Origin of the sequence: Rhizobium sp. ZPR4 (genome assembly GCF_040215725.1) — a bacterium.
Taxonomy (GTDB): Bacteria; Pseudomonadota; Alphaproteobacteria; order Rhizobiales; family Rhizobiaceae; genus Rhizobium; species Rhizobium rhizogenes_D.
Map to the genome: position 1 here is coordinate 2263494 of NZ_CP157967.1, position 19900 is coordinate 2283393.

The following is a 19900-nucleotide window of genomic DNA, read 5'->3' on the forward strand; positions in this document are numbered from 1 at the left end:
AACTCGACCTGTGGAACTTTCGAAAGCTGGCGCTTCCTCCGGAGCGTACCTTCCGCAAAGCTTCGCAGACAACACGGCAGGAGCTTGTTTTTATGTTCGACCATATTTCGATCGGCGTCAAAGACCTGGCGCGCGCGCAAAAATTTTATGACGCAGCCCTCTCCCCCCTTGGCTACGAGCGCGTCACCAATTTCGACGGCACGGTCGGATACGGCGCGGAGCGTGCCCAATTCTGGGTCAGCCAGGTGGAACGTCCCGTACCTGCCGATCGCGGCTCCGGCCTGCATTTCTGTTTCGTGGCACCAAGCCAGGCAGCCGTCGACGCCTTCTATGCCGCCGGCATCGCCAATGGCGGCGAAGACAACGGCAAGCCGGGCATCCGGCCCGACTACAGCCAATTCTACTACGCCGCCTTCGTTATCGACCCCGATGGCTATCGGCTGGAAGCCTATTTCAAGACCGACGAATAGGTCGCAGCACATGACAAAGAAAGCAAGGTCAACCCACCGTAATCGTTCGAGCGGGGCTGCCGAGCCTCAAGGAATTTTCTTAACTATTTGATCTTTCAGGCTGCTGTCAGGCTCCTATCATAAAAAACGCCCAATAGTGGCCGTCAAGCGTTTACACAATGCGGACGAGCATTTGTTTTGAACCTGTTCAGACAGTGGCCAGCGTCTCCGATGTACGACAACTCCATTGCTTACACAAAACGGACTGCGCCTGTAGGCAAATCCTTTTTCGTGTTTCTCGCGCTCTTCGCGCTCTGGTGGGTGCTGCTGTTTGTCTTCTATCGGTTTCCCGATATCGATCTCGTCGTTGCCGAGAGTGTCTTCACCGCCAAGCCTTGCGCATCCACTGTCATTTCAGATGAAGTCTGCGGCGTCTTTGCGCTGGCCAAGAACCCTATCTTCGAGATCGTGCGAGATTTCACGCTTGCCCTGCCCTACATCGCCATCGTCGTCCTGATTGCCATCTTGGTTTCGTCCTGGCGCAAATATGGCGCAGGCTGGCGGACTCTGAAAACCGATCGGTATATCGCTGCACTGATATCGCTTGCCATCGGCTGCGGTCTTATCGTCAACACGTTGCTGAAGAGCTATAGCGGCAGGCCGAGACCGCGTGCCACCGACCTTTTCGGCGGCTCGCTGGATTTCGTCCAGGCGGGCTCGTTTGCCGGCCGGTGTCTTGGAAACTGCTCCTTCGTCTCCGGCGAGGCATCGTCCGGCGGCTGGCTCCTTTGCCTCGTCGTGCTGTTGTCGCCGCGCCTGCGTTTTCCGCTCGGCATTCCCCTTGCTGTCATCTCGATCATGATGCCGATCATGCGCGTAATGACCGGAGCCCACTATCTGTCCGACGCAGTCCTCGGCTGGCTCCTGTCTTTGGTGGTCTTTGCCGCGGCGATTGCGGTCATCGATCTCTTGCGGTCGTCGGGAACGCCGGCCCAATCCTGAAAGCAGCGTGGCTCAGCCGGCATTGCGCACGCGGATCAGACGACGTCGCCTCGCCGCCTTGCGCACACGCACCGCCATCTCGCTCAACGCAAAGGGCTTCACGAGATAGTCGACGGCGCCGATATTCATGGCCGTCATCTGGTCCGACAGCTGGTCATAGGCCGACATGACGATAACCGGGGTCGTATCCCCGCGCGCTTCCATGAGCTTGAGCAGATCGAGGCCGCTGCCATCGGGTAATCGAAGATCGAGAAGCATCACGTCGTGGGCTTCGGTCGCGACGACGACCCTGGCGGATTCCAAATCCATGGACCAGTCGACGGACCACCCGTCCGCACGCAGATGATCCTGCACGGCATTTCCTATGAGTATATTGTCTTCGACCAATAGAAGCCGCACGATTGCATCCCCAGTTGCAATCAAGCAGCTATGATGCCTATTTCTGACGGCGACCTGAACCTCGGATGCGAAGCCGGCAAAAAGAGACGACAATCAAAATCAGGCCCGAAATAGCCCTGCACAAAAACTTGTCATTCAGGTAAATGTCAGGATTGGTAACCATGGTGGCCGGCTTTAACAGCCAAAGCACACCCGGCAGTGATGGGTTTAACGGCGCCCAGCTGATAACCCATGCCTCGGAGACAACCATTGACCAACGAAAAAGCATCATCTGGCCAAGAGAAATTCAGGCCAGCAATCGGCAGTATCACATTATGTCTTATAGCCACGCTTTATGTACTTCTTGTGACAAATCGGATGTTCTGGACGAAGTCCTACGGCTATTTTATCGCTGAGCCAGCCGCTTTTGCCGCGTTCGTCATCGGTATTTCCGCGGTCATCATGGCGCTCTTCACACTCTTCTCCGCCAAATATGTTACGAAGCCCGTCCTGATCTTCTTCATTCTGGTGGCATCGGTATCTTCCTGGTTCAACGACCAGTTCGGCGTCATCATCGACAAGGAAATGATCCGCAACGCGGCCGTTTCGACAGGCGCGGAAAGCGGCCATCTGATCACGGCGCGCTTCATCACCTATGTTTTGCTGACGGGGGTCTTGCCGTCGCTTGTCATCGCGTGGGTCCGGATCGTTCATCGCCCGATCCTCAAGAAGCTTGCCTACAATACCGCAGTCATCCTCGCCTGCTCGGCGATCTTCGTCATCGCCGGGACGACCTTCTACAAGACTTACGCGGGCGTCGGCCGCGCTCATCGCGACCTGATGGATACCCTCAATCCGGTGATCCCGATCACAAGCGCGGTGCGGTATGTCATCGACACACAAAGAAACGCAAACGTTGTTGCTCAGCCTTTGGGCACGGATGCCCGCAAGGTCGGCGTCGTCGACAAGGGCAAGCCGCGTGTGACGATCATCGTCGCCGGAGAGACGGCCCGTGCGCAGAATTTTTCGCTCGGCGGCTATGCCAAGATGACCAATCCGGAACTGGCAAAGCGCAATGTCGTCTACTTCCCCAACACCAGCAGTTGCGGGACGGCGACGGCAACCTCCATTCCCTGCCTGTTCTCGGTCTATACGCGGGCGCAGTACTCGCATCGCAAGGGGCTTGAGACGGAGAACCTGCTCGACGTGCTAACCCATGCAAAGGTCGATGTGACCTGGCTCGATAACGACACCGGCAGCTACGACGTCGCCAACCGCGTCCCCTACACCTATCTGCCGCCTTCCGCCGATCCGCGCTTCTGCAAGGACGGCGAGTGCAAGGACGAAATTCTCGTCGACAAGATCGATGGCTGGCTCGACAAGGTGAAGGGCGACAGCGTGCTGGTGCTGCACCAGCTCGGCAGCCACGGCCCGGCCTACTATCAGCGCTATCCGGAGGAATTCCGCTGGTTCCAGCCGGATTGCCGCTCCAACGACTTCAGTTCCTGTTCGCAGGAAGAAATCACCAACGCCTATGACAACACGATCCTCTATACGGATCACATCGTCTCGATGGTCATCGACAAATTGAAGCAGCGGTCAAACACAGTATCCGGCTCGGTGCTCTATTTCTCCGACCATGGTGAGTCGCTCGGCGAAAACGGCATCTATCTGCACGGCACGCCCTATATCATCGCTCCCTCACAGCAGACGCATGTGCCGATGCTGGTATGGATGGCCGACGATCTCGCGAAGGCTGCCGGTTACGATATGGCCTGTCTCTCCAAGCGCGCTGCGGAGGGCACCTACTCTCACGACAACATCTTCCACAGCGTTCTCGGCATGATGGATGTGTCGACGAAGGTCTACGATCCGAACCTGGACGTGTTTGCCGCATGCCGCACGCCGTCAAACAAGCTGGCGCTGAACTGATAGACTACGCGATGTCCGGCGGCCTCTTTTCTGGCGAGGCCTCCGGACCATCGGGGTCGCTCAAAGACGCTTGGGCTCGCGGATCGTCCGCTCGTTTTCGACATTGCCGGTATTGAGTGTCGTATTGCGCTCGAAAAGCAATACCTCGCAGGTCGGTTCGGCGACCGGGCAGTGCTCAACCCCATGCGGAACGATAATGTATTCGCCGGGTCCAAGCACGACGTCGCCACCGTTTTCCTCGCGCAGCTTCATGCGCAGCGTTCCCTTGACGACCAGAAAGAGCTCATCCTCTTCTTCATGATGGTGCCAATGGAAGGCGCCGTCCAGCTTCGTAAGCTTCACCTGAAAATCGTTGATGTCACCACCAATATGCGGACTCCATGTCTCATCGAATGCTGCAAAAGCCTTGGTAAGATTGATCTTTTTCAGCACGACCATTTGCTTCCTCCATTTAGGCGCCAGCGACCTGGCATCGCCAAGGTTAATATTGGTGGCAGCCGGCCCAAAGGCAACGCCAGCCGCCCCCTCTGCATATCGAATTCCTCGAAGATTTCGGCCGAAACTTTCCGGGTAGTTGATGGGCAGCAACGACACTACATGCTGTCTCAACATTATCATTTCGACACATGACAGGAAAAATCATGACGACAAACAATGTCGAATTCGGCCTGGATACTTTCGGCGACGTGACCTTTGACGACAAGGGCACGCCGTTGCCGCATGCGCAGGTGCTGCGCAATGTCGTCGAGGAAGGCGTGCTTGCCGATCAGCTCGGCATAGACTTCTTCGGCATCGGCGAACATCACCGCGAGGATTTCGCAGTCTCCTCGCCCGAGACGATCCTCGCAGCCATCGCCAGCCGCACATCGAAAATCCATCTGGGATCGGCCGTGACCGTGCTGAGCTCGGACGATCCGATCCGCGTGTTCCAGCGCTTCTCAAGCCTCAACGCGGTTTCGAACGGCCGTGCCGAAGTCATTCTCGGCCGCGGCTCGTTTACGGAATCCTTTCCGCTGTTCGGCTTCGAGCTGTCGCAGTACGAACAGCTCTTCGAAGAAAAACTCGATCTGTTCGCGGCCCTGCTTAAAAACGAGCCGGTGAACTGGGAGGGCAGCATCCGCCCGCCGCTGCGCAATCAAAAGGTCTTCCCGACCATCGAGAGCGGTCAGCTGAAGACCTGGATCGGCGTCGGCGGCAGCCCGGAATCGGTGGTGCGTGCGGCTCATTACGATCTGCCGCTAATGCTGGCGATCATTGGCGGCAGCCCCTATCGCTTCCAGCCCTATGTCGACCTCTATCACCGCGCCTTCGAACAGCTCGGTAAGCCCGTGCAGCCGATAGGCATCCATTCGCCGGGCTATATCGCCGAAACGGACGAGCAGGCCCGCGAGGAACTGTGGCCCTGCTTTAAGGCGATGCGTGATCGCATCGGCCGCGAGCGCGGCTGGCCGCCGATGACGCGCGCTGAGTTCGACAACGAGATCGAAAAGGGTTCGCTCTATGTCGGCTCGCCGGAAACGGTCGCCGCCAAGCTCGCCCCGGTCGTCAAGACGCTCGGCATCAGCCGCTTCCAGCTGAAATACAGCGCCGGCGCGCTTGGCCATGAGAAGATGCTGCGCTGCATCGAGCTCTATGGACAGAAGGTGATCCCGGCGGTGCGCGCTGCACTCGCGGCATAATCCCGGCCGGATATTCTTCCCGCCTTTCGATCAAGTCAGCGGGCGCTTCGCAGCACGGCGAAGCGCCCTTTCTTTTGCGCTGTCATCTTTTCGCAGCAAATGCTACAGATAATGTAATTCGTAGCATTCACTACAAAGATAGCCGATGGCAGACAAGACGCAGAAACCTCGCACTTTCGAAGACCGCGTTCTCGGTGTGATCGAGACACTCGCACCCGCAGAGCAGCGCATCGCCCGCTTTTTCGTCGATCAGAAGCAAGCTGCCCTGCTGAATTCGGCCGCCCAGATCGCGCAGCTCGCCGGCACCAGCGATGCGACGGTTGTCCGCACCGCGCGCGCTCTCGGCTTCGAAAGCCTGTCGACGCTGCGGGCCGCCCTGCTTGAGGAATTGACCGGAGCACCGTCCCCCGGAACGCGGATGCAGCGCACGCTGGCTGAAACCGGCAGCCAGGCCAGCGATGCACTTCACCACGTCATCGGCATGCACGAACAGGCTTTGGACGTTCTGCGACGCGAGGAGTTTGCCGCAAGCTTCGAACGTTGCGTCGATAGTCTGACGAACGCAGCGCGACGTCATGTCTTCGGCATCGGCCCTTCGGGTGCCGTGGCGGACTATGCCAGCCTGCAGTTCAACCGCATCGGTCTGCCGACCAACGCACTCTCGGCCTCCGGCATTGCGCTTGCGGATCGCCTGCTCTGGATCGGCAAGGGCGACGTGGTTCTGATGATCGCCTATGCGCCGCTCTATCGCGAAGTCGAAGTGCTGCTTGAGCAGGCCGGCAGGCATGATGTGCCGGTCATCCTGATCAGCGATGATCTCGGCCTGCTGATTGCCGACAAGGTGGCTGAAATCCTGCCTGTCCCGCGCGGCAATGCCGGCCACCTCGCCATGCATGGCGGCACAATGGTGCTGATCGAAGCCCTGATCGTCGCGCTCGCCGCCAGGAGCAAGGACATCGCCCTCGACAGCCTTGACCGGCTCAGCCAGCTGCGCAGCGCCATCGACAAGACATGGAGCAAGCGCGGCACGAGGAAACGCAAATGAACGACGCCGAAGCCGTAGCACGCACATCGAACCACTGTTTGGCCAAGCCGCGGCTCATCCAAGACATGAAGATCAATCGTCCGGAAAATACCATTCACATTCAAAGCCCTAACCGTCATTCGGGAATCAATTCATGAACAGCCTCACACCCATTCTCTCCACCGTGACGGCATCTTTCCTCGGCTCCTTCGTCGAAGTCGTGGAGGCCTTCACCATCGTCCTGGCCGTCGGCGTGACACGAAGCTGGCGTCCGGCGCTCACTGGCGCTGCGCTTGCCCTCGCCGTATTGGCGGCCCTCGTCCTCATCTTCGGGCCGCTGCTTGCGCTGATACCGATCGAGACGCTGCAATTCGTCGTCGGTGTTCTCCTCATCCTGTTCGGCATGCGCTGGCTGCGCAAAGCTATCCTCCGCTCGCTCGGCGTCATCGCCCTGCATGACGAGGAAGCGGCCTTCTCGAAAGAGACGGCAGCATTGCAGGCGCAGTCCACCGATCGCCGCGCCGATTATCTCGCCGGTCTCGCCGCCTTCAAGGCGGTGCTGCTCGAAGGTGTCGAAGTCGTCTTCATCGTCATTGCCGTCGGCGGCGCGCATGGCCTCACGCTCTACGCCGGCCTCGGCGCGCTTGCCGCCTTCGTGCTTGTCATGCTGATCGGGCTGCTGGTCCATCGCCCGCTCGCGACCGTGCCGGAAAACACCCTCAAATTCGTCGTCGGCCTGATGCTCACCAGCTTCGGCATCTTTTGGACCGGCGAAGGCATCGGTGCGCAATGGCCGGGAGCGGATCTCGCGCTGATCGCCATCTTCGCGATCGTCTCGCTCGCCTCCTACGCCATCATCCGCGGCATGCGCGGCAACCCAACAGCAAAGGCAGCCCAATGACCGTTTTGCGCATCGCCCTGTCCGAGCTTATCGGCATGTTCATCGACGACGGCAGCCTCGCAACGCTCTGCCTCGTCCTCATCCTGGTGGTTGCCGGAGCAGTGGAGTTTCTCGCCATGCCGCCGCTCGCGGGCGGCCTTCTCCTGCTGGTCGGCTGCCTCGCCATCCTGCTCTACAGCGTCCGCCACGCCGTGAAACGATGAGATTCACAACCCTCTGCAAGAGCTTGGATTTGCAGAGGGTTGTCACGACACTTATCGAACAGCCTTAACTCTCGACAGAACCCTTCGCAGATGCGAAGACTTCCGCACGCTAGAGCGCCGTGCGTCCGTACGGACGCACAAAGGACGCTCTCAATGTTTGAATCTACGCATCAGGCTTTCCGAAAATCGATCCCGATTTTCGGGCCGATGCTGTAGCGAAAAGGAGAAACGGCATGAGCAGCGCCTATCCCGAAGTCTATCTCGTACGGCACGGACAGACGGAGTGGAGCCTTTCCGGCAGGCACACCGGCCGGACCGATATTCCCCTGACCGCTGCAGGCGAGGAAGCTGCCCGCAAACTCGCAGGTCGCCTGCCATCAATCGATTTCGCCGCCGTCTGGTCAAGCCCCTCGCAGCGCGCGCAAAACACCTGCGCGCTGGCTGGCTTCGGCGATCGCCGCGTCGTCAAGGATGATCTGGCGGAATGGGATTACGGCGCCTACGAGGGCATCACCACCAAGGCGATCCTTGCAGAACGCCCAGGCTGGCAGGTCTTTCGCGACGGCTGCCCGAACGGCGAAATGGCCGCCGACGTCGGCGCACGCGCCGACCGGATCATCGGCGAACTTCGTGCAATTAACGGCCCCATCCTGATCTTTTCCAGCGCCCATTTCCTGCGCGTCTTCGCCGCTCGCTGGGTCGGCCTGCCGCCGGAAGGCGGTGAGCATTTCATCCTCGACACCACGAGCATCAGCGTGCTTGGCTACGAGCATGACCTGACCGAACCGGTCATCCGCCGCTGGAACGAGATCTGACGGCCACGCATCGATTCTTGCATCGCCATCGCGAATTCGAGCGGCCGAAAGCCGCTCAATGTCTTTGAAGAACTCAGCCTACAACCACTTACCAGGCCTTGAGGCCTAGCAGCTTTTCACCGAGCGGCGTCAGTTCAGCCGTGGTCGCATTGTGCTTTTCCCATTCGCGAGGGTCGCCGGGAAAGGCGTCGCGCTTCGGGGAGTCCAGCTCCCGCCACAGACGGATGCGTTCCTCGCGCTCGGCGACATTGTCGTACTCGGCCGGATGCATGGAGATATATTGCGCCATGCGAACGCGGTTGTCCGAATGGTTGGGACGGACGCCGTGCGCAAGCAGCGAGTTGAAGATCATCAGATCGCCTGGCTCCATGTCGATATTGACGACAGAAAGGCCCGTCATGTCGGGATGCATCGGATCGCGATCTTCCGGCTGGGTCTTTTCCCACTCATAGAAATGCTCGAAGAGCTCCGGCACGCACTGGAAGCCGCCGACATCGCCATCCTGCTTCTTCAGACTCAGAACACCCTGGACGCCGATCGGCAGCGGGCGGATCGAGGTATCGACATCCCAGTGAATGAAGCCGTTCGGATTGCCCTTCACCTTCTTCGGCGGGTTGAGATTGGCGCGATCGATGGTGACCCAGAGATCTTCCCGATCCCAGATGTCGACGAAGACATCGTAGATCCGCTTTTCCATGCGGTTGTCCCAGAGATACTGGTGATTATAGATCTCCAGCATGCCTGTGTTGTTGAGCTCCTTCATCTTGTGCTCGCGCCGCTGCGGCGCATACCAGGTGGAGGAGTCCTTCGGGTCCTTCTCGTCAAAACGCCACAAAACGTCGGCAAGCCGCTCGACATTGACAGCCGGCACCGCCTGACGCACGATCACATAGCCCTTCGTGATCCAATGCTGCCAATCGTCCTTCGACAGCACCCTGAGCGGCAAGGTCTTCTGGATATCCTTCAGTTGCGTCGTGACTGAAGAAGCGGTGGGGTGAGCGTCTCGTTTCAAGGCAGGCTGCATCGGTTTCCTCCATCTCGCTGGCCCCTTTGTTTTCGGGTGACGGAAGACGTTGTAACTCGAACCGGAGTTTCGATGTTGCCCGGCTCTGGCCAATTCTGATACTATTCTGGCCTCAATGATATTATGGACGCCCTATGAGGCCCTATCTCGAAGTCCTGCCCCGCTCGCCGGAAGCATCCTGGAGTATGCTGAACCGTAGGCTCGAAGACTGCATTCCCTTCCAGTGGCATCACCATCCGGAATTCGAGCTGACGCTCACCCTGAATTCCATCGGCCAGCGTTTCATCGGCGATCACAGTGGCGATTATGACGACGGCGATCTCGTGCTTGTCGGCCCCAACCTGCCGCACAGCTGGGTTTCGCGCGCCAAGATCGAGGAAGCAAAGCCGCATATCGCGCTGGTGCTCTGGTTCAATCGCGAATGGCTGTTGCAGATGACAGGCGGCGCCGTCGAATTCCGGTCGATCGAAACGATGCTCCAGCGGGGAGACAATGGCCTGCGCTTTTCCGAGACGACCTCTGCTGCCGTCCGCCCCGCCTTCGAAACCATTTTCGAAAAGCCGCCCGTGGAGCGCCTTCTGGCATTGCTCGGCATTCTGGTGAGGGTCGCAGAAGACCGGCAGGCGACGCCGCTCGCAAGCGCGCCGGCACAGGCATCGGATCTTAAGGAAAGCCGCGAGCGCATCGACCGCGTTCTGATACATATGCACCTTCACTATGCCCGCGCGATCAGCCTCGATGAACTGGCCGATATCGCGGCGCTCAGCGTCTCCGGCCTGCACCGGATGTTTCGCCGCCACACCCGCGGGACGGTATCTGACTATCTCATGCGCATGCGCATCGGCGACGCCTGCGCCCGCCTCTCCTCCACCGATCAGGCCATCCATCACATCAGCGATGCCGTCGGCTACAGTTCGCTTGCCAATTTCAACAGGCAGTTCAAGGCGCTGAAGGACATGACCCCACGCGAATACAGGGCGATGTTTCTCAGGCCCTGACAGACATACTCGCAAGCAGCCTGGCAATTTTGACCGCCGCCGCATCCGCCGCCTGGGCCTCCATGCGAGCGATGCCGAGCAGCAGTCCGGGTCGCGCCGGGCTGAGATAAAGCGCCGATATCGGTCGCACCGCGAAACCGTTGGAATTGATGGTCCGTACGACACCGACATCATCGGTCTTGGTGTCACGGAACCAACTCGCGAGCTGCAGACCGCCGCCGCCCACTCCAATCTCCAGCCAGGCGCTGCAATGACGATTGAGTGCCTCGACCGTCGCCGCCATGCGCTCGGCATAAATGGCGTTCATATGTCTGAGATGCGCGCGAAATCGTCCCTCGCGCATGAAATCGGCCAGAGCGGCCTGGATATGAACAGGCACGACGGCGCCTCTGAGCCGCTGCGCCGCCTCGATCGCTGCCACGAGCCTGGAAGGAATGACCGCATAGGCGACACGCAATCCGGGCGCGAGCGTTTTCGAGAAGGTGCCGATATAGGCGACCACCTCGCCGCGATCGATACCCTGCAGCGCCGCGATCGGGCGCGATGCGTACTGGAATTCGCTGTCGTAATCGTCTTCCAGCACGATCGCGCCATTGGCGCGGGCGAATTCGAGCAGGGCGAGACGGCGCGGCAGGCTCATGGTGACGCCGGTCGGATATTGGTGCGAAGGGGTAACGTAGATCAGACGCGGCGATGGCCCGGCACCTTGCGCGATGTCGAGACCCTCCACATCGCAAGGCACCGGCACGAGATTGGCTCCCGCCATCCGCAGGATCGCCTGCGCGCTGGCATAACCCGGCTCCTCCATCCAGACCACGTCACCGGCCGGATCTCCGGGAGAGATCAGCACGCTTGCGAGAAGCCCGATTGCGGCACCTGTCGATGGCACGATGACAAGCTGTTCGGGCCGCGCGACCACACCGCGCGTCGCCGCGATATGATCGAGGATGGCTTCGCGCAGCTCGCGGATACCGCCATGATCGCTGTAGCCGAGATCATGCACCCGCAAGGAACGGCCGCGCGCGCCGAGACAGCGCGCCCAGGCAGCATGGGGAAAGGCCGAAACATCAGGCACTCCGGGTTCGTACAGCCCCCCGGTCTTGAATTCCGTAACGCGGGGCAAAGTTGGCGGCGGTGGTGCGGCCTGTCCGGATAGGGGTGTCGCCGGAAAGGCTGCAACGCGCGTTGCAGCACCGGTCGCCGATTGCAGATAGCCCTCTGCCTTCAGGCGATCATAGGCATTGACGACGGTCGAACGCGCAACGCCGAGCGAGAGAGCCAGCACCCGCGTCGACGGCACGGGCTGCCCCGCCGGCATCTGCCCCTGCAAGATGCGATCGCGCATCAGGCGATAGACTTGCCCCTCCAGATCACCCGAACTCCGGTCGAGTGCCGGCCATTGCGCCACCGCTACCATGAAACCTCGACTGGTCTGCTAAAAATCAAAAAACTGGCCGTTTATAGCCTACCTCTTTGCTGGCAGAGATCAACGCTCAATCGACGAGGATGACATGGCCGATCACTATCCGCCCGACAGCAATATCTATCCGACCACCGAACGCACCCGTGTGCGGCGCAGCCCGAAGCGCGGCAGCCACGCCCATGCCGATGTTCACGCCATTCTGGATGCGGCCCCCCTCTGTCACATCGGCTATGTCATCAATGGCGCGCCCTATGTCACGCCAACCCTGCATTGGCGCGAGGGCGATTATGTCTATTGGCACGGCTCTGCCGCCAGCCGCTTCCTGCATGCCGCCGAAGCTATGCCGGTCTGCCTGACCTGCAGCATCATGGACGGCTATGTGATGGCCCGTTCCGCCTTCAATCACTCCGTCAACTATCGCTCTGCCATGGTCTTCGGCACGGCTCGCTTGATCGATGATGTCGAGGAGAAGACGGATGCGTTGCGCCGTTTCGTCGAAGACCTGTTTCCCGGTCGTTGGGACAGCTTGCGGCCGATGACCAAACAGGAGGTCAAGGCAACCTCCGTGATGTGGATGAAAATCGAGGAGGCTTCGGCCAAGGTCCGCAACGGCCCGCCTGGCGATATCGACGAGGCAAATCATCCGGTCTGGGCCGGCGTCCTGCCGATCGAAAGCCGTCTGGTACCGCCGCAACCGGCGCCCGGCTTGCCCGACGAGATGGAACTGCCGCAATCCCTGGCGGAGCTGATACAATCCGGACGGCTCCGTTAGAGCATTGTTTTTACGCAATTCCAGGCACAAACCGCTTCGCACTTTTGCTGGACTTGCTCTAGGCTGCATTTGATGACCAAAGGACTTTGACATGGATCTCACGAACTGGAAGGGCGTGTCCCGCCCCGAGCGCATTACCCTTGAAGGTCGCTATACAAAGATCGAGCCGCTTGACGTGGTACGCCATGGCCGGGACCTGCTGGCCTCGGCGCAAGCGCCTGGAGCGGACGATCGCTTCCGCTATCTCTTTGAAGACGCCCCCGCCGACCAGGCTGCTTTCTCGCCCTGGCTTGAGAAAGCCGCATCCAGCGCCGATCCGCTCTTCTTCGCGACCATCGACAAGCGGACGGGACGCGCCGAAGGCCGGCAGGCATTGATGCGCATCGACAACACGCATGGCGTCATCGAGATCGGCAGCATCCTCTGGGGACCTGCCATCGCCCGCAGCCGCGTGACGACGGAGACGCTCTATCTGTTCGCATCCTACGTCTTCGACACGCTCGGCTATCGCCGCTTCGAATGGAAATGCAACAACCTCAACGAACCGTCGAAGCGGGCGGCCGAACGCTTCGGCTTCGTTTTCGAAGGGATCTTCCGCCAGCATATGGTTGCGAAGGGCCAGAACCGCGACACCGCCTGGTTTGCCATGATCGATGCCGACTGGCCGCGACTGAAGGCTGGCTACGAACGCTGGCTGGCACCGGAGAACTTCGACGAGGCCGGACATCAGAAGACGAAGCTGACCTTCGGGTAACTCTGCACTTCGCGCGGCTCCGGTCTATAGGAGCTTGCGAAAATAGACGACGCGCTTGGTTTCAACGAAGCCAAGCGCCGCATGAAAGGCGTGGCTCGCAAGATTGTCGATCAGTGCATCCGAGGCAAATTCCGTGCAGCCAGCAGCCAGCCCCCAGTCGGCAACCGCCTGACAGAGCGCCCCCGCCGCTCCTTCGCGCCGATGTTCGGAAAGCACATAGATGCCTTCGAGGAACAGGACCGGCGAGGTCTCGCAGCCATTGACGTAATCGTGCCGCAATGTCGCTTCAGCAAAACCGACGACATGACCGGCAGAATCGATCGCAAGAAACGCAACAGCATTTGCATTGGCGCGAAATTGCGCCAGTTCCGCACGATGATGTTCGAACGAACTATCGGGCCAAAGCTCGGTGCGCAATCGCATCCACGCCTCCAGATGTTCGTCAGTAGCCTGCTCTATCCGCATGTTTCGATCTCCTGCCCAAATGCCCATCGCCGGCGAACGGAAAAATTTCGCTTTCGACTCCACAATCATCACGCTACATATCGCACATATTCACGCGTAAATTTTTCGCTGATCAGAATCTGAGGACGATGGAATGACATTTCAAAGCAGTTCGCGTCTTTACGCTGCTGTTTCCTCCCTGCTGTGGCCCGCCATCTTCTGCGCCGGATTGACCGGTGCATATTTCGCCTTCGCGTCGAATATGCATCTACTCTGGTTCAACGTCGTCTATCTGTCGACAGTGGCGGTGATTGCCCTTTTCGAACGGTTGATGCCCTACGAGAAGACCTGGCAGAAGCGCGATGGCGAGACCTTCAACGATATTGCCCATACGCTGCTGAACAAGGGCGGCGTGCAGATCGCCGCTGCGATCGGCACCTCTTTCCCGATGGCCGTCGCGACGGTCGCGCAGCCGGCGCTAAGCTATCATTCGCATTTCTGGCCGGATCAATGGCCGATGGCGTTCCAGGTGGTACTCGGCCTCGTCGTTGCCGAATTCGGCCTCTACATGGCGCATCGCCTGGCGCACGAACATCTGTCGCTGTGGCGATTCCACGCGCTGCATCACAGCGTCGAGCGTCTTTGGGTCATCAACACAGGCCGTTTCCACGTCATCGACACGCTGTTCAAGATCGCGCTCGGCCAGATCCCGCTCTACCTGCTTGGGGCGCCATTGCCGGTCTTCCTCTGGATCGGTGCGGTGACCGCCTTTATCGGTCTGCTCACACATTGTAACGTCGACATGCGCACCGGCCCGCTCGACCTCATATTCTCAACACCTCGCCTCCATCGCTGGCATCATTCCAAGATTCTGGCCGAGGGAAATACGAATTATGGGGAAAACCTCGTGATCTGGGATCAGCTTCTCGGTACCTTCTACAACCCGCCGCGGCCGTCCTCGACCAATATCGGCATCACGGGCAAGGTGGCCAAGGGTTTCCTTGCCCAGCTCATGCAGCCCTTCTCCAGGACGGGCCGCAAGGAGATTATCGGCAAGAAGCCCAAGGAACTGATTCTCAAGGAAGAACAGGCGGCAAAAGCCGCCGCCGAAAGGCAACGCGCCGCCGCCTCGATGCGCAAATCGGGCTGACATGACCCGTGAAAGACGCACCCGTTTCGCGTTTAGGCGGGTGCGTTGTCGCGCATGCCTTGTGGACAGAAACATCGTGAAAAAATGTGGCCCTGCAATATGCGTATTTCCGTTTCAAACCGAGAAGATCTTGTCATTTAACGTGTATTGAAAAAGGCTGGCTGGGGGTTTACCTAACTCCCCAGCATTTAATTCAGACGAAAGATCAGGAAAATCATTGAGATGGAAGGGAGGTTTGCCACAGAATACCTTAAGCAACTTCACAGAATATTTTTCATTTCCAGAGAAATAGATCGGCTTGAGCGAGAATTCATCAAGCAAGGAATAGCACATTTTCACGTTTCCGGCGCCGGTCACGAATCCACGGCGCTTCTCAACGAATTCCTTCAGGACGACGACTGGCTGCATCTGCATTATCGCGACAAGGCCCTGATGCTGGCACGCGGAATGCCCATTCGTGAGTTCTTTTCCAGCCTGCTCGCGACAGCCAATTCGCATTCCGCCGGCCGGCAGATGAGCGCGCATCTATCCTCCCGCGCTCTCAACATCACCTCGATCGTCGGCCCCGTCGGCAACAATGCCTTGCACGCCGTCGGCGTAGCGGCATCCTTGAAGCACAAGCCCGGCATGCCGATCGCCATCTGTTGCGCCGGCGATGGCACCACTCAACAGGGCGAGTTCCTCGAAGCTGTGGCCGAGGCCGTGCGCAGCCAGTACCCCATCGTCTTCGTTATCGAGGACAATAGCTTCTCCATTTCAACGCGTACGAGCAAGCAGACCTTCTTCGATCTGCCAGCCGGCCCGGCCTCTTCTTTCTATGGCATCGATATCATCCGCACGGATGGCGATGATCTCACCGCATCGCGCGACGCCTTCCGCAAGGCCGTCCGCCACAGCCGCAACAACCGCACGCCGAGCATCGTGCTTTTGAACGTCGAGCGCCTTTCCGACCACACCAATGCCGACGATCAGAAGACCTATCGCACCCTGCTCGAAATCGAGGCCGGCTCCTCACGCGACCCGCTGCCGAACCTGCGGGCATTGCTGCAAAAGGCAGGTGTTGACGCCGATGCGCTTCAGAAGATCGAACAGGACCTGATTGCGGAAGTGCAGGCGGAAGCCGCTCTTGCCCGTAAGGAAGACGCCCCGAAGGTTGAGCCCGATGCAAAGGCTCCCTATCCCGCCTCGTTCGATGGCAAGGCGGAATATCGTGGCAACGAAAATGCATCGACGCTGACGATGCGCGAGGCGCTCAATGTCGTTCTCGACAAGCAGCTGGCCGCCAATCCCGAAGTCGTCCTGTTCGGTCAGGATATCGAGGATCCGAAGGGTGATGTCTTCGGCGTCACCCGCGGCCTCAGCACGAAATATCCCGACCGTGTGCACAACGCCGCTCTCACCGAATCGACAATCGTCGGCACCGCTGTCGGCCGCGCGCTGGCCGGCCAGCGTCCCGTCGCCTTCCTGCAATTCGCAGATTTCCTGCCACTCGCCTATAACCAGATCGTCTCGGAAATGGGCAGCATGTTCTGGCGCAGCAATGGCGCCTGGGAAGCACCCGTCATCCTGATGGTCAGCTGCGGCGGCTACAAGCCTGGCCTCGGCCCGTTCCATGCCCAGAGCTTCGAAGGGATGCTCGCGCATACGCCCGGCATCGACGTCGTCATGCCCTCCAGCGCCGGCGATGCGGCAGGCTTGCTCAATGCCGCCTTCGAATCGCGGCGCCCGACGGTCTTCCTCTATCCGAAGGCTGTCCTCAACAATTCCGATGGCCGCACCTCCGAGGATCTGGACAAGCATTTCGTCCATCCCGGCCTGTCGCGTCATGTCGCGCGCGGCCGCGACATCACGCTGGTCAGCTACGGCAACACCGTTTCGCTCTGCGCCAATGCCGCAAGCGCCTTCGAGGCCCAGGGCTTCTCCGTCGAGGTGATCGATCTGCGCTCGATCTCGCCCTGGGACGAGAAGGAAGTTCTGGCGAGCGCACGCCGCACCCGTCGTCTGATCGTCGTCCATGAAGACAACCGCACCGTCGGCATGGGCGCGGAAATTATCGCGACCGTCACCGAAAAGACCGACGTGCCCGTCGTCGTGCGCAGGCTCGCCCGCTCGGACGCCCACATCCCCTTCAATTTCCGCAATCAGCTCGACACCCTGCCCTCCTACCGCAAGCTGGTCGACCTGATGGCCGAAGTGCTCGAATGCGAGGTGACCTGGCACGAAGAGGACGACAGCGGCCCGACGGCAGCCATCAAGGCGATCGGCTCCGGTCCTGCCGACGAAAACGTGCTGGTGACGGATCTGCTCGTCAAGCCCGGCGACAAGATCGAGGTCGGCCAGCTCGTTGCTGTCGTAGAGGCGACGAAAGCCTCGGTCGAGATCTGCGCCAATATCGGCGGTGTCGTGCAGGAAGTCTTCGCCAAGATCGGCGACCAGATCGCCACCGACAGTCCGCTTCTGACCGTCGATGCCAATCGCGATCTGAGCGAGCAGAACTTCGCGCTCGCCTCCGAGATCCAGAACAAATTCGTGCTGCGGCGCCTGAAGTCGCATATCATCCCGACCCTGCGCCGCCATACCGGCAGCTTCTCCGAGATTGCCATCAACGGCATAGGCTTCGCCACCGGCGGCCGCCGCGTCACCAACGAAGAAATCATCCACAACTGGCCGAACCGCCGCGCCGACGAGATTTTCGCACTGACCGGCATCAAGAGCCGCTTCTGGGTCGGCCCCGATGAAGGCACGCTGAGCCTTGCGACGAAGGCAGCGCGCGATCTCCTCAAACAGAACCAGATGTCGATCCACGATGTCGATCTGGTGATCGCCGCCACCGGCACGCCCGATATTGCCACGCCGTCGCTCGCAAGCCGCGTCGCGGTTGCCGTCGCCGAAGATGGCGTGCGGCCGTCGCTGGCCGCCTATGACATGGGTGCCGCCTGCTCCGGTTATCTCTACGCCCTGCAGCAGGCTTATGATTTCATTGCCCAGCAGAACGACGCCAAGGTGCTCATCATCACCTCGGAAGTCCTGTCGCCACTGCTCGACATGAATGATTTCTCGACGGCGATCCTCTTCGGCGATGCTGCGACAGCCAGCCTCGTCACCAGTCGCGACATGGCCCGCAATCCGCTCTTCACCGCGAGCCGCCCGATCGTCAGCGGCCGGCCGGAACCGGGCGACCTGCTCTACGTTCCGCTGCCGGATGATGGCGTGATCGCCATGAACGGCCGCTCGGTCTTCACCGAAGCCGTACATTCGATGACCCGCTCGATCGAAAACGCCTGCGTGGACGCGGGCATCGAGCTTGCCAATCTCGATCTCCTGGTGCCGCACCAGGCCAACCAGCGCATCATCGATACGATTGCCAAACGCAGCGGCCGTCCGGCGCTGAGCGTCATCGAGACCTATGGCAACACCAGTTCTTCGAGCATTCCGCTTGCCATGCTGCACGTCGCCAATGAACGCTCCGAACCGCTCAACCTCGGCCTCGTGGCCTTCGGCGGCGGCATGACGGCAGGTGCTGCAATCGTGCGAACCGTGAAGTAGCCGCTCGCGCAGCTACAAGCAGCTTCAATCTATAATAGTTGATCCAGAGCGGCCAATTGGCCGCTCTGTTCGTTTCGCTATGGTTTTTCTCCCCACGATCACTACATATGCGCGAAGCCTTCGCAGCGTTTGATCGCCTATAGGCAGCGTGAGACATCAAGTTTTTGCAACCTGCACGGCCCATAATTCATTACAATTCATTCATGTTTAACGCCTTGATCTCTTGAAAAGCACCGCAGCGGTACTTTACTTGAATGCATGGCTAAGGCACACGTACCAACGCACCGCTCTCGTCTGCGATACGATCTCGCTCCCGATGACGCAGCGCGGCAGGCTCTGGACGAGACCTTTGCCGCATACGGGCAGATGATGAAACTCCTGGCGGAAATCGTTCCGGATAAAGCCGGTGCGAATCTCGTCACGCTTCATGATCTTGCCTATGAGACCATCCGCGAACGCACCGCTCTGCCCGCGCGCCTCGTAACGCTCGGCCTGCGTGATTTTGCGGCCACTCGAGGCGGGCTTGCCGATTGGAACCGGCTGCCGCTCGATGAAAAGCTCTTTGCCATCAAGGGTCCGTCAGACCTGACAATCTCGACGGTGCACGGCCGCATTGCCGTGCCCTTCGATGTGGCCGGCTATTTCAAAGGCTGGGACAGCAATATCCCCGCCTATCTGATCGCCGATGGCGGCCACTACGCGATTCACATCGGGGTAACACCAAACTCTCCCCGAACGGAGGATAACATGACGATGCACGAAGGCATTCTTTCCCGCATGGGACGACTGATCGCAGGCCTCGCCAATGCCGCAGTCGACACCGTAGAAGGCGCCAACAAGGTCGCCGTCATCGAGCAGGCGCTGCGCGAGATCGATGCAGCCGCCGACGAGGCGCGTGCCGATCTCGGCAAGGCGCGCGCCGAAGAATACCGCATCCAGGCGCGACGCAACGAGATCGTCGAGGATCTCGACGCGCTTGAAGCAAAGATCCGGCTTGCGATCACGGCCGATCGCGAAGACCTCGCCAAGGCCGGCGTCGCGCGCCAGATCGACCTCGAAGCCCAGACCGCCGCGCTCGACAAGGCGCTGGCCGATGCAAACGCCCAGATCGACGAAGGTCAGAAGGCGCTCCAGGCTGTCCTTGCGACCCGCCGCGAGGCGGAAGCACGCCTGATCGATTTCAAGCGCAGCGTTGCGCGCCATACGCCAGAGGAAGCGACCGGCGGACAGCCGCGACCGACGCCGGCAGCTGGCGCAGCCCGTGCGGCGGCTGCCGTCTCGCGGCTGACCGGCGTCCCTTCAGGCGAACCCTCAACCAGCGCCGAGCTCGATGAGCTCGACCGCCTGCACCGGGAGCAGGCCATCGAAGCACGCCTTGCCCGCTTCAAGGCCAATGGCCAGTAACC

Annotated in this window: 20 protein-coding genes; 15 read left to right on the forward strand and 5 right to left on the reverse strand. The window is 60.0% G+C overall.

Going from position 1 to position 19900, the window contains the following annotated elements:
* The first annotated feature begins 92 nt into the window (after nucleotides 1-92).
* A complete protein-coding gene (locus ABOK31_RS11110) occupies nucleotides 93-470 on the forward strand; it encodes a VOC family protein (protein ID WP_174172185.1) in 378 nt (125 codons plus the stop codon).
* Between the two features lie 270 nt (nucleotides 471-740).
* Nucleotides 741-1451 (forward strand): phosphatase PAP2 family protein, encoded by a 711-nt coding sequence (locus tag ABOK31_RS11115; RefSeq protein ID WP_349956064.1) that lies wholly within the window; start codon nucleotides 741-743, stop codon nucleotides 1449-1451.
* A gap of 12 nt (nucleotides 1452-1463) precedes the next feature.
* Here ABOK31_RS11115 and ABOK31_RS11120 read toward each other — a convergent pair whose 3' ends face one another.
* Nucleotides 1464-1850: a response regulator gene (locus ABOK31_RS11120; RefSeq protein ID WP_349956066.1), complete on the reverse strand. Its 387-nt coding sequence runs from the start codon at nucleotides 1848-1850 to the stop codon at nucleotides 1464-1466.
* Nucleotides 1851-2081: 231 nt separating this feature from the next.
* Between ABOK31_RS11120 and ABOK31_RS11125 the strand changes: the two genes are divergently transcribed.
* Entirely contained in the window at nucleotides 2082-3761 is a 1680-nt protein-coding gene (locus ABOK31_RS11125) for a phosphoethanolamine--lipid A transferase (RefSeq protein ID WP_349956068.1), read from the forward strand.
* A 60-nt stretch (nucleotides 3762-3821) separates the two neighbouring features.
* Here ABOK31_RS11125 and ABOK31_RS11130 read toward each other — a convergent pair whose 3' ends face one another.
* On the reverse strand, nucleotides 3822-4199 hold the full coding sequence (locus ABOK31_RS11130) for a cupin domain-containing protein (protein WP_174172182.1): 378 nt from the start codon (nucleotides 4197-4199) through the stop codon (nucleotides 3822-3824).
* 203 nt (nucleotides 4200-4402) lie between these two features.
* On the opposite strand from ABOK31_RS11130, the gene ABOK31_RS11135 reads away from it, so the two are divergent.
* From ABOK31_RS11135 to ABOK31_RS11160, 6 genes are all read left to right on the forward strand, one after another.
* On the forward strand, nucleotides 4403-5440 hold the full coding sequence (locus ABOK31_RS11135) for an LLM class flavin-dependent oxidoreductase (RefSeq protein WP_349956071.1): 1038 nt from the start codon (nucleotides 4403-4405) through the stop codon (nucleotides 5438-5440).
* A gap of 145 nt (nucleotides 5441-5585) precedes the next feature.
* Nucleotides 5586-6485: a MurR/RpiR family transcriptional regulator gene (locus ABOK31_RS11140; protein ID WP_349956073.1), complete on the forward strand. Its 900-nt coding sequence runs from the start codon at nucleotides 5586-5588 to the stop codon at nucleotides 6483-6485.
* The gene (locus ABOK31_RS11145; protein WP_349956075.1) at nucleotides 6482-6622 is read left to right on the forward strand and encodes a hypothetical protein; all 141 of its coding nucleotides are present in this window, start codon (nucleotides 6482-6484) and stop codon (nucleotides 6620-6622) included. Before ABOK31_RS11140 ends, ABOK31_RS11145 begins: the two co-directional genes overlap by 4 nt.
* The gene (locus ABOK31_RS11150; protein WP_174172179.1) at nucleotides 6619-7365 is read left to right on the forward strand and encodes a COG4280 domain-containing protein; all 747 of its coding nucleotides are present in this window, start codon (nucleotides 6619-6621) and stop codon (nucleotides 7363-7365) included. Before ABOK31_RS11145 ends, ABOK31_RS11150 begins: the two co-directional genes overlap by 4 nt.
* Nucleotides 7362-7568 carry a hypothetical protein gene (locus ABOK31_RS11155; protein ID WP_349956076.1) on the forward strand — a complete coding sequence of 69 codons (207 nt, stop codon included), beginning with the start codon at nucleotides 7362-7364 and terminating at the stop codon, nucleotides 7566-7568. The genes ABOK31_RS11150 and ABOK31_RS11155 overlap by 4 nt, the downstream gene beginning before the upstream one ends.
* 233 nt (nucleotides 7569-7801) lie before the next feature.
* Entirely contained in the window at nucleotides 7802-8383 is a 582-nt protein-coding gene (locus tag ABOK31_RS11160; protein WP_349956077.1) for a histidine phosphatase family protein, read from the forward strand.
* Nucleotides 8384-8471: 88 nt separating this feature from the next.
* On the opposite strand, the gene ABOK31_RS11165 is transcribed toward ABOK31_RS11160, so the two are convergent.
* A complete protein-coding gene (locus tag ABOK31_RS11165; RefSeq protein ID WP_349956078.1) occupies nucleotides 8472-9407 on the reverse strand; it encodes a phytanoyl-CoA dioxygenase family protein in 936 nt (311 codons plus the stop codon).
* A gap of 134 nt (nucleotides 9408-9541) precedes the next feature.
* Between ABOK31_RS11165 and ABOK31_RS11170 the strand changes: the two genes are divergently transcribed.
* Entirely contained in the window at nucleotides 9542-10405 is an 864-nt protein-coding gene (locus ABOK31_RS11170; RefSeq protein WP_349956079.1) for an AraC family transcriptional regulator, read from the forward strand.
* On the opposite strand, the gene ABOK31_RS11175 is transcribed toward ABOK31_RS11170, so the two are convergent.
* On the reverse strand, nucleotides 10395-11822 hold the full coding sequence (locus ABOK31_RS11175) for a PLP-dependent aminotransferase family protein (RefSeq protein WP_349956080.1): 1428 nt from the start codon (nucleotides 11820-11822) through the stop codon (nucleotides 10395-10397). The two genes, ABOK31_RS11170 and ABOK31_RS11175, sit on opposite strands and share 11 nt — an antisense overlap.
* A gap of 94 nt (nucleotides 11823-11916) precedes the next feature.
* Here ABOK31_RS11175 and ABOK31_RS11180 point away from each other — a divergent pair, with 94 nt between their 5' ends.
* Together ABOK31_RS11180 and ABOK31_RS11185 are read left to right on the forward strand one after the other, a co-directional pair.
* Entirely contained in the window at nucleotides 11917-12600 is a 684-nt protein-coding gene (locus ABOK31_RS11180) for a pyridoxamine 5'-phosphate oxidase family protein (RefSeq protein ID WP_349956081.1), read from the forward strand.
* A gap of 91 nt (nucleotides 12601-12691) precedes the next feature.
* Nucleotides 12692-13354, forward strand: coding sequence for a GNAT family protein (locus ABOK31_RS11185; RefSeq protein WP_349956082.1), 663 nt, complete (start codon nucleotides 12692-12694; stop codon nucleotides 13352-13354).
* Nucleotides 13355-13378: 24 nt separating this feature from the next.
* On the opposite strand, the gene aac(6') is transcribed toward ABOK31_RS11185, so the two are convergent.
* A complete protein-coding gene (gene aac(6'), locus ABOK31_RS11190) occupies nucleotides 13379-13819 on the reverse strand; it encodes an aminoglycoside 6'-N-acetyltransferase (protein ID WP_349956083.1) in 441 nt (146 codons plus the stop codon).
* A 133-nt stretch (nucleotides 13820-13952) separates the two neighbouring features.
* Here aac(6') and ABOK31_RS11195 point away from each other — a divergent pair, with 133 nt between their 5' ends.
* From ABOK31_RS11195 to ABOK31_RS11205, 3 genes are all read left to right on the forward strand, one after another.
* On the forward strand, nucleotides 13953-14948 hold the full coding sequence (locus tag ABOK31_RS11195; RefSeq protein WP_174172170.1) for a sterol desaturase family protein: 996 nt from the start codon (nucleotides 13953-13955) through the stop codon (nucleotides 14946-14948).
* A 222-nt stretch (nucleotides 14949-15170) separates the two neighbouring features.
* Complete coding sequence (locus ABOK31_RS11200; RefSeq protein WP_349956085.1) at nucleotides 15171-18494, forward strand: thiamine pyrophosphate-dependent enzyme; 3324 nt, start codon at nucleotides 15171-15173, stop codon at nucleotides 18492-18494.
* Nucleotides 18495-18752: 258 nt separating this feature from the next.
* The gene (locus ABOK31_RS11205) at nucleotides 18753-19898 is read left to right on the forward strand and encodes a PspA/IM30 family protein (RefSeq protein WP_349956086.1); all 1146 of its coding nucleotides are present in this window, start codon (nucleotides 18753-18755) and stop codon (nucleotides 19896-19898) included.
* The last annotated feature ends 2 nt before the right edge of the window (nucleotides 19899-19900 follow it).